Source organism: Microcystis sp. M090S1 (genome assembly GCF_020246295.1).
Lineage (GTDB): Bacteria > Cyanobacteriota > Cyanobacteriia > Cyanobacteriales > Microcystaceae > Microcystis > Microcystis aeruginosa.
This window is the reverse complement of sequence record NZ_JADBTF010000040.1, coordinates 1-9,414: the sequence shown is the minus strand read 5'-3', so window position 1 is coordinate 9,414 and position 9,414 is coordinate 1. Positions and strand designations below refer to the sequence as shown.

Sequence of the window (9,414 nt, the reverse complement as noted above, 5' to 3'; positions counted from 1 at the left end):
GCAACTATCCCGAAGAGAATTTGAGAATAGAGCGGTGGCGTTGGCGATAGCCAAAGGATTATCTGACTCCTTAAAATATCATCAGTTAACGGAGATTAAAGTCAATCTCATTCCGCCTGAGTCCCAGGGGTCAAAACTCAAATCAAAAGACGATTTGCCCTTTCAAAGCTATCAAGTTCAAGCCGAATTAGAGTTGAATTTGCCAGCGATTGAGAGGCTAAAGAAACGAGCAGGACGATTCGTTTTAGCAACTAACGATTTGGAGAAACAACGATTAAGCAGTGAGGATATACTCAAAAAATATAAAGGGCAACAAGCTCCAGAAAGAGGATTTTCTTTTCTCAAAGACCCCGGCTTTTTTGCCCACAGTGTCTTTCTCAAATCTCCCCATAGAATCGAGGTCATGGCCATGCTCATGGGCTTGTGCCTGCTGGTTTATACTATTGGCCAAAGACAACTTCGTTGGTTCTTCGTTACTTGGTATGGTTCGATAGGGGGGCATAAATCGACTAAATCCTTATCTGGCAAGAGACTTAATTGATTAGTTCGCTCTAGAGCAAAAACAATTGACAAAAATCGCTAAATGCCTTTCTATATAAGGGTTCCATCCCTTATAACCCCCGTCCATTGCATAACACAAACCGAAGAGCCAGTTATATGGCTAACTAATGCAATAAAAGACAACTAAAAATGGACAACTGATAGCTGATTGCCGATTGCTTCTTTTTCCCTTTCAAACTAACTACCGCTAAACCTTAAACATCGCTAGAACCGCTCTGGAGAGTAGCGAGGGATTTTTCAAAATTCATTCTCTGTTCAGCATTGCGGAGAAAGTAACCACTCATCATTGCTGAGGCCAATAACCGGCCCAGATGTTCGCGACTGGTACTGATAGTGACCCCGAAATGTTCCGAAGGAAGGTTGCCCAAAAGTCCGATAATGTTGCGTTCCATCACTTGGAAAACCTCTTGGGACTCTGGTTTCGAGAGTTGGGCGATTGTCTCCGGACTTAAGGTCTGGACATACTGCCACAAACTCTCGGAAAATTCACTATCGGTACCGAATAAATTGTCAGGGCGATCGTTTTCTCTATACACTTTTGATCTCCTTAACTCAATTTTTTTATAAACTATCCTTTTGGTTCTTCCAATTTAACAGTTTTTTGAGATAGTGGGAGTCGGTAGAACCGAACCTGAAGGGGATAGTCATCCCAAGAAGAAAATCCATCTCCGGCACAAATCAAAAACTGCTCCGAGAAGCAGATAACCGATCACTGTTCACCGATAACTTTTATTTACCCATACCTAACTGCTGGGCCTTTTGATATACTTTACCCTCCGTCAGCAGCGAGGGGGCAATCACCACTTCCACCTGTTGCATTTCCTTTAAGTTCTTAGCACCTAAAGTTCCCATACTGGTTTTCAGCGCCCCCAAGAGGTTATGAGTGCCATCATCTAATTTTGCTGGTCCGACGAGGATTTCGGCAATAGTTCCCGTACTGCCCACACTAATTCGGGTCCCCCGGGGTAGAATCGGGCTAGGTGTGGCCATACCCCAGTGAAAACCGCGGCCGGGGGCCTCCAATGACCGGGCAATGGGGGAACCAATCATCACCGCGTCAGCACCACAGGCGATACATTTGCAGATATCACCGCCGGTAATAATGCCGCCATCGGCAATAACGGGGACGTATTTACCGGTTTCTTGGAAAAAATCGTCCCTAGCGGCGGCACAATCGGCCACAGCAGTGGCTTGGGGAACTCCCACTCCTAAAACGCCGCGAGAAGTACAGGCGGCCCCAGGACCGATACCGACCAAAACCCCGGCTGCCCCGGTTTTCATCAGGTTAAGGGCGACTTCGTAGGTGACGCAGTTGCCCAAAACCACGGGAATGGGCATTTCTTGGCACAGTTGCACTAAATCGAGGGGGGTGATAGCTTCCGGGGATAAATGGGCAGTGGAAACAACGGTTGCTTGGACAAAGAGAATATCGGCCGCTGCTTGGGCGACGATAGCACCGTATTTGACGGCACCGGCAGGGGTGAGGCTAACTGCCGCAATACCGCCTTTTTCTTGAATTTCTTGGATACGAAGCTCGATTAGTTGCGGTTTAATCGGTTCTGCGTAGAGTTCCTGCATTAAACCGACGAATTCTGCTTTGCCGACCGCCGCAATGCGATCGAGAATCGGGTTAGGATCCTCATAACGAGTTTGAATACCTTCGAGGTTTAGTACCCCTAGCGCCCCCAACTCGGAGAGGAGGACGGCCATTTTAGTATCCACCACCCCATCCATAGCGCTGGCGATAATCGGGATTTCCCGCTCGATATTGCCGAGAGACCAACGGGTATCGGCTAAACTAGGATCGAGGGTTCGCACTCCGGGTACAAGTGCGATTTCATCGATACCGTAAGCTCTACGGGCTGTTTTGCCCCGACCAATAATTGTATCCACGTTTCTATACTATTTCAGACCTATTTAGCCTAGACTAGCAAATTTCGCACCATCTCGAACAGCTTTTCGGTATTATTGCCGACTAGGCCCCGGGAAAATAATCGCCGCAGTCGATCGCTTGTTCGGTGTTGGCGCTCCTGGGTTGTACACTACATTTGAGGCGATAATCGTTGGTAAAGTAGCGGCAGTGGGAGCAAGGGATGGAGTGCATTCGTCGGGCAACTTGCCAACTATCGCGCATGGCACTGGCTAAAGACCAGCAAACTAAAGCGATAATGGCAGCGGCGATTGAAAAACGTAAAATAATCCAGATTTCCATGGCGAGCAACTAAAATTACCTGATTTGGATAGGAATCAACCGAGGCAATTGGCATAGGGTTAGATACTGAACAGTTTACTGACATCCAGACTAACCGTTAGCAATCACCAGACTTTTAAGAACATTTTCGGTCATGGCCGCTAGTTGATCCAATTGTTCCTGATGGCGTTTTGCCTGTTTTTTGGCTTCTACCTTGCGTTTCAGGGCTTCCCGGGCTAAATCATCGCGATTTCTGCTTAAAGCTTCGATCGCTACTCGATTCCATGTTTCTGCTTCTTGAAGGGCTTTTTTGTACTGGGGTTGAATTTCATCCCAACTGACCTTAAGATTGCTTAAAGCCCCTTTTAACAGAGTTTGGGCATTGTTGGGGTCGGCTCCGATGAGGGATTTTTTCAGAGGTTCGTAGAGTCCCACCGCTTGTAAATGGGTAATAATCGGGATAAATTCTTCTATCTGTTGACTTTTGCTAATACCGGTCTTACACCAAGTGGCAAAATGTTCGCAGTTGTTAAAAAGAAGATTATATTTCTGCTCCCCCAGACGACTTAGCGCCCTTTCTACCACCACATCGGGGATAAAGGAAAATCCCACCTCTACATGGCGCACCACATAGATTTTACCGCCCCTAGCAAAGGTTTCTAGGGAAGTTCGTTCGACAATTTCGCTCGGTTTTCGGTAATGAATGACGCTACCATCACCGCAATCGATGCCATGATGGGCATAAACACCCTGAAGATTGAGCAATTCCCGATAAGCGTATATTTGATCCCCTTTAGCCATATTTTTTTAGTGATCAAGTAAACAAGGAGATTATCTATTGAGCCAGTTTTTCTGGGTATTAATCTTCGTTTTCTTGAAAATATTCCCGATCGCGATTTGTCAAAACCTATTATAGCATTTATCTTAATGATGAGGTACAAAGTTTTCCTTTGGGGGAGTCGGTCGTCAATACCAAATTAGGTTACACTTCATTTTTATGGGAAACGCCGTAAAAATTATCGAAGCAGAAATTGAGGACTATAGCCTAAACACCAGCGATTCAAGCCCCTTTTTGACTGTTAACCCCCTTAACCCAGAGATTATGGATGCTTTTAGTCCCTTTCCCCCTGACTGGACAGAGAATGCTGTTCACGCCTACAATTTTTGTTGTCCTTACTGTGGGGCAAAAGCTAAAGAAGCTCAGGCCGTTTGGATCAATCGCCGCGCTCCCGTTTTAGGAGAAGATTCTCGTCGTAAATGGCAGGAATTCTATCATTGTCAATGCGATCGAGTTTGGTGGGCCTGGAGTAGTGATCGACCTGCCGAAAATAAGTAATTCTGAATCGGGAATGGAAAATATGGCCGATGTCTATGTTTCTTGGGATGAATACCATCGTCTGATCGAAAAATTAGCAGTAAAAATCGATCATTCTGGTTGGCAATTTGCTCAGATTGTCTGTTTAGCTAAGGGAGGATTGCGCGTCGGTGACATTCTCTGTCGTCTTTTTCGTCAACCCCTAGCCATTCTCTACGCTGCTTCCTACGGGGGGCAAAATCATCAAATTCGGGGAGAATTAACTATTTCCTCGAATTTAGCTATGATCGAAGCCAAATTAAAGAGTCCCTTGTTATTAGTGGATGATTTAGTCGATTCGGGAATCACTCTCCAAAAAACCTCGATTTTATTGCAGGAAAAATACGGGATTACCAATATCAAAACTGCGGTGATCTGGTACAAAGCGGCATCAAGAATCAAACCTGACTATTATGTGGAATATTACCCCGATAATCCTTGGATTCATCAACCCTTCGAGCGTTACGAGTTAATTACACCCAAAGACCTCCTAGAATAAATTCAGTTTAGCATCAGCGGTAGAGAGTTTCCCCTTAAAAATACCACCAAAGAAGATTCATATCTGAAATCGGCAACGCCATCTATTCTCCGTAGGATTCAGCAGTAATTTTACCCCGAAAAACGATGTAATTATAAACTGTATAAGCTAGTAAAATTGGGATTAAAAAACCCACAAAAGTCAGCATAAACACCAAAGAACTAGGGGCGGCCGCCGCTTGATAAATTGTCACTGACGGGGGAATAATATCGGGGAAAATCAACAATCCCAAACCGATAAAAGAGAGCATAAACAGCAATACTGTCCAGACCATGGGGGTGTTTTCTTCTTTTAGTTGCAAACTCCGCAGTAATAAACCCAGTAAGACCACAGCTAGAATCGGGATGAGGATAAAGATGTAAATTAGTCGAGGGTCAAATAAACGCTGACGGATATGGTCAGAAAGCAGCGGCGTACTGATGGTGATAAAGACAGCACCGATAAAAGTGGTAATAGCGGCAATTTTTGCCGTTTTATAGTGAACTTCCTGTAAATTACCCGTAGTTTTCAGAATTAGGTAAGTGGAACCCACTAAAACATAAGCTTGGATTAAAGTTAAAGAAACTAGAATCGATCGCCATGTTAACCAATCAAAGGGGCCGCCGGCAAAATGACCCAATTCATCCACTTTAATGCCCTCAAAAACCGCACCGAGGGCGAATCCTTGCCCCAAAGCGGCCAAAAAACTGCCGAGTCCGAAGGCATAATTCCAGAACAACTTGCGACGAGAATGTTCACGAAACTCGAAGGAAACAGCCCGAAATAACAGCCCCACCACCATAATCACTGCCGGCAGGTATAAAGCGTTTAAAATTGTCCCGTAAGCTAGGGGAAACGCCCCAAACAGGGAACCACCCATCAAGACAATCCAAGTTTCGTTAGCATCCCAAACATTGCCCAAACTGGTCATTAAAATACTGCGACGCTTCTCGGAGGAGGAAGTCAGGGAAAGAATTCCCACCCCCAAGTCAAAACCATCGAGAAGGACGTAGAGAAACAGGAATAAACCCAGAATAAAAAACCAAATTTGTGGCAAAAAATACTGTAACGGTTCCATAGTTCCTCCTATTGTTGCGCTTCTAGGGAACGAGGATTTAGTTCGGGTGAGGTCACTTTTTCCTCTTGAGTCCCCGGCAGTGGTAAGTTAAGATTGGGTCCCTGACGGATAATAAGACTGCCAAAATAGAGAGCAGAAACCAAGAAAACGACATAAATCGCCGTAATTCCGATTAAAGAGGTTAAAATCTCGCCTGCGGGCAGTTTAGAAGCAGCATCCACTGTCCGGATTTGATTGTAAACTGTCCAGGGTTGACGACCGACACAACGGACAATCCAACCGGTTTCAACCGCAAGATAACCCAGAGGGGCTGCAAAAACCCAAGCGCGCAGTAACCATTTTTGACTGTCGATTTTTTCGTTACTCAGTTGACCGCGCAGCCATTGCCCGACAGTTACAGTCATTAAAGAAGCGAGAAAAAGACCGATAGCGACCATAATCCGGAAGGAATAATAGATTAGACCCACCATGTGCGGTCTGTCTTCGTATTTCCACGTTTTTAAGCCGAGAACAGGTTCCGATAACTTGGGTTTTAACTCCAAAAGATAACCCAAAGCATTAGGAATCTTCACTTCCCAGCTATTTGTCTCCGCTTTATCCTTGGGTAAAGCGACCAAACTCCAAGCAGCAGTTTCTCCCGCGGGAATAGTTTCCCATTGCGCTTCCATGGCGGCTAATTTAGCCGGTTGATAGTGATACACTTGTTCGGCACTAAGATGACCGACAAAAATTTGCAAGGGAGCGATAACAATCGCTAGAGTAAGAACAATTTTGAGAGAACGACTAAAAAAGCTAATGTGACGTTTATTGAGCAAATACCAAGCACTAATCCCACCAATGACGAAAAGAGAAGTTTCCAGAGTAGCGAAAAACATATGCAGGAAACTATTAACCATGAAGGGATTGAGAATCGCTTGTAGGTAATCCTGAACGATAAATTTACCATCCACGAAAATGCCGCCGGCGGGGGTTTGCAGCCAAGAATTAGCGGTTAAAATCCAGAAAGTGGAAAGATTAGCCCCGAAAGCGACGAGAATTGTCGCTAGGAAGTGAATTAACGGGGGAACTCGTCCCCAACCAAACAACATAATTCCCAGAAAACTAGCCTCTAGCATAAAGGCCATGGTTCCCTCGAAACCGAGGATAGTTCCGAAAAAGTCCCCCACCGCTTCCGAAAAAGGCGCCCAATTCATGCCAAACTGGAAGGCCATGGGTAAACCAGAAGCAACTCCAATGCCGAAATTGAGAATGTAGAGTTTTGCCCAGAAGCGAGCGTGATGATAGTAGTCAGGATTGCGGGTTTTTAGCCATAATCCTTCGACAATGACTAGATAAATGCCCATACCAGTGGTTAACACCGGCCAAAGCATATGGAAAATAGCGGTGACGGCAAATTGTATCCGCGACAAAGCGACGGGATTGGCAAGTAAATCCATGATTACAATCTTTAAACGATCGTGAAGATATGATAAGCACCTATAATATTTAGCCAGTAATGCCCTGAAAAGGCAAGGGTAAATAGGGATTATACAGATTGTTTTTAGATTTATGCGATCGCTTTGGTGTTAGTCAATGACTTAGTTAGTATTCTTGTATTATATTGGGGGGAAAACTCAGAAAAATTGCTAGAATATTAGCCTGATTAATTAATTTTCCCCTCGATCGAGTATGACTTTCTCCTCAGCCGCAGACTTTCAAGATGAATTTGATGTCATCGTCGTCGGGGCGGGCCATTCCGGCTGTGAAGCGGCCCTAGCTTGCGCCCGTCTCGGTTGTCGTACCCTTCTCCTCACTCTTAATCTCGATAAAATCGCTTGGCAACCCTGTAACCCCGCCGTCGGTGGTCCGGCTAAATCCCAATTAACCCACGAAGTGGACGCTTTAGGCGGCGAAATTGGCAAAATGGCCGACCGCACCTATCTGCAAAAACGGGTTCTTAATGCCTCTCGCGGGCCGGCAGTCTGGGCCCTACGCGCCCAAACCGATAAACGGGAATACGCGGCGGTGATGAAAGGTATCGTCGAAACCCAAGCCAATCTGGTTATTCGGGAAGGCATGGCCACAGACCTGATTTTAGGGGCAAATGAGCAAGTTTTAGGGGTAGAAACCTATTTCGGCACTTGTTTCGCCGCTAAAGCCGTCATTTTAACCACTGGCACTTTTTTAGGCGGCAAAATCTGGATCGGCGGCAAGTCTATGGCAGCTGGACGCGCGGGCGAATTTGCGGCGGTGGGTTTAACAGAAACCCTAAATCGTCTCGGATTCGAGACCGATCGCCTAAAAACTGGCACTCCTGCCCGTGTCGATAAGCGTTCGGTGGATTACTCCCGTATGGAACCGCAACCGCCCGATGACGAGGTACGTTGGTTTAGTTTTGATCCAGAGGTGTGGATCGAACGGGAACAAATGAACTGTCATCTCACCCGCACCACGGCGGCAACTCATCAATTAATCAGAGATAATTTACATTTATCCCCCATTTATGGCGGTTTTATTGACTCCAAAGGGCCGCGTTATTGTCCTAGTATTGAGGATAAAATCGTCCGTTTTGCCGATAAAGAAAGTCATCAAATTTTTATTGAACCGGAAGGGCGCGATATTCCCGAACTTTATATTCAAGGCTTTTCAACGGGACTGCCGGAAAATGTTCAATTAGCAATGCTGCGGACTTTACCCGGTTTAGAAAACTGTGTGATGTTGCGGGCTGCCTATGCAGTGGAATACGATTATTTACCAGCAACTCAGTGTTATCCAACCCTGATGACGAAGAAGATTGAGGGATTATTTTGTGCGGGACAAATTAACGGGACAACCGGTTATGAAGAAGCGGCAGCCCAGGGACTGGTGGCGGGGATTAATGCGGCAAGATTTGCTTTAGGAAAAGAGTTAATTGTTTTTCCCCGGGAGGAAAGTTATCTAGGAACTTTGGTCGATGATTTGTGTACTAAGGATCTGCGGGAACCCTATCGAATGTTAACCAGTCGTTCCGAATATCGCTTAGTATTGCGATCGGATAATGCCGATCAAAGATTAACACCTTTAGGGCGAGAAATTGGCTTAATTGATGACCGGCGTTGGCAATTATTCCAAACTAAACAAGCTAATATTATCGCTGAAAAAGAACGCCTACACGAAACGAGAATTAAAGAGCGGGATGAGGTGGCAATTGCCATCGTTAAGGATACGGAACAAAAAATTAAAGGTTCTCTCTCTTTAGCTGATTTACTGCGTCGTCCTAGCTTGCATTATCTCGATCTCGATCGTTATGGTTTAGGTAATCCCGATTTAAATTTAGCCGAAAGAGAAGGGGTAGAAATTGAAATTAAATATTCCGGTTATTTGAAGCGACAACAAAATCAAATCGACCAAATTAGTCGCCACAGTAACCGTCATTTATCCCCCGATATTGACTACATGAAAATCGAAACTTTGTCAATGGAATCGCGGGAAAAATTAACAAAAATTAAACCCGCCACCATCGGCCAAGCCTCGCGAATTGGCGGAGTCAATCCCGCAGATGTTAACGCTTTATTAGTGTATTTAGAAATGCGGCAGATGTCGGCAGTTAAAAGTTAGGAAATAATCTCGATTTTAAGCGATCAAGAGTTATCATCGGCTGCTTAATTAGGGTTTGCTGAATAAATGTGAAATGTAGGCAAGGTAAGGGTTTTGTGGCTTTTCTCGCGAAACAGGTGCAAGATTTTGAGAGAATC

The 9,414-nt window shown here is 45.2% G+C and carries 9 protein-coding genes and 1 pseudogene; 4 read left to right on the top strand and 6 right to left on the bottom strand.

Going from position 1 to position 9,414, the window contains the following annotated elements; translation table 11 throughout:
- Positions 1–463, top strand: a pseudogene (locus tag IM477_RS01675) (IS1634 family transposase); the annotation flags it as partial.
- 292 nt (positions 464–755) lie between these two features.
- On the opposite strand, the gene IM477_RS01670 reads toward IM477_RS01675, so the two are convergent.
- From IM477_RS01670 to IM477_RS01655, 4 genes are all read right to left on the bottom strand, one after another.
- Positions 756–1,097 (bottom strand): DUF760 domain-containing protein, encoded by a 342-nt coding sequence (locus IM477_RS01670; protein WP_287730284.1) that lies wholly within the window; start codon positions 1,095–1,097, stop codon positions 756–758.
- A gap of 193 nt (positions 1,098–1,290) precedes the next feature.
- A complete protein-coding gene (locus tag IM477_RS01665) occupies positions 1,291–2,454 on the bottom strand; it encodes a GuaB3 family IMP dehydrogenase-related protein (RefSeq protein ID WP_287730282.1) in 1,164 nt (387 codons plus the stop codon).
- Between the two features lie 82 nt (positions 2,455–2,536).
- Complete coding sequence (locus IM477_RS01660; protein ID WP_287730281.1) at positions 2,537–2,773, bottom strand: hypothetical protein; 237 nt, start codon at positions 2,771–2,773, stop codon at positions 2,537–2,539.
- Positions 2,774–2,863: 90 nt separating this feature from the next.
- Positions 2,864–3,553, bottom strand: coding sequence for a lecithin retinol acyltransferase family protein (locus IM477_RS01655; protein ID WP_287730279.1), 690 nt, complete (start codon positions 3,551–3,553; stop codon positions 2,864–2,866).
- 301 nt (positions 3,554–3,854) lie between these two features.
- On the opposite strand from IM477_RS01655, the gene IM477_RS01650 reads away from it, so the two are divergent.
- Positions 3,855–4,088 carry a hypothetical protein gene (locus IM477_RS01650; RefSeq protein ID WP_002771307.1) on the top strand — a complete coding sequence of 78 codons (234 nt, stop codon included), beginning with the start codon at positions 3,855–3,857 and terminating at the stop codon, positions 4,086–4,088.
- Positions 4,089–4,110: 22 nt separating this feature from the next.
- Entirely contained in the window at positions 4,111–4,605 is a 495-nt protein-coding gene (locus IM477_RS01645; protein WP_039899628.1) for a phosphoribosyltransferase, read from the top strand.
- Positions 4,606–4,687: 82 nt separating this feature from the next.
- On the opposite strand, the gene cydB is transcribed toward IM477_RS01645, so the two are convergent.
- Positions 4,688–5,701, bottom strand: coding sequence for a cytochrome d ubiquinol oxidase subunit II (cydB, locus tag IM477_RS01640; protein ID WP_002753098.1), 1,014 nt, complete (start codon positions 5,699–5,701; stop codon positions 4,688–4,690).
- Positions 5,702–5,709: 8 nt separating this feature from the next.
- Positions 5,710–7,137 (bottom strand): cytochrome ubiquinol oxidase subunit I, encoded by a 1,428-nt coding sequence (locus tag IM477_RS01635; RefSeq protein WP_287730277.1) that lies wholly within the window; start codon positions 7,135–7,137, stop codon positions 5,710–5,712.
- A 232-nt stretch (positions 7,138–7,369) separates the two neighbouring features.
- Between IM477_RS01635 and mnmG the strand changes: the two genes are divergently transcribed.
- Entirely contained in the window at positions 7,370–9,277 is a 1,908-nt protein-coding gene (mnmG, locus tag IM477_RS01630; RefSeq protein ID WP_287730275.1) for a tRNA uridine-5-carboxymethylaminomethyl(34) synthesis enzyme MnmG, read from the top strand.
- Positions 9,278–9,414 lie beyond the last annotated feature (137 nt).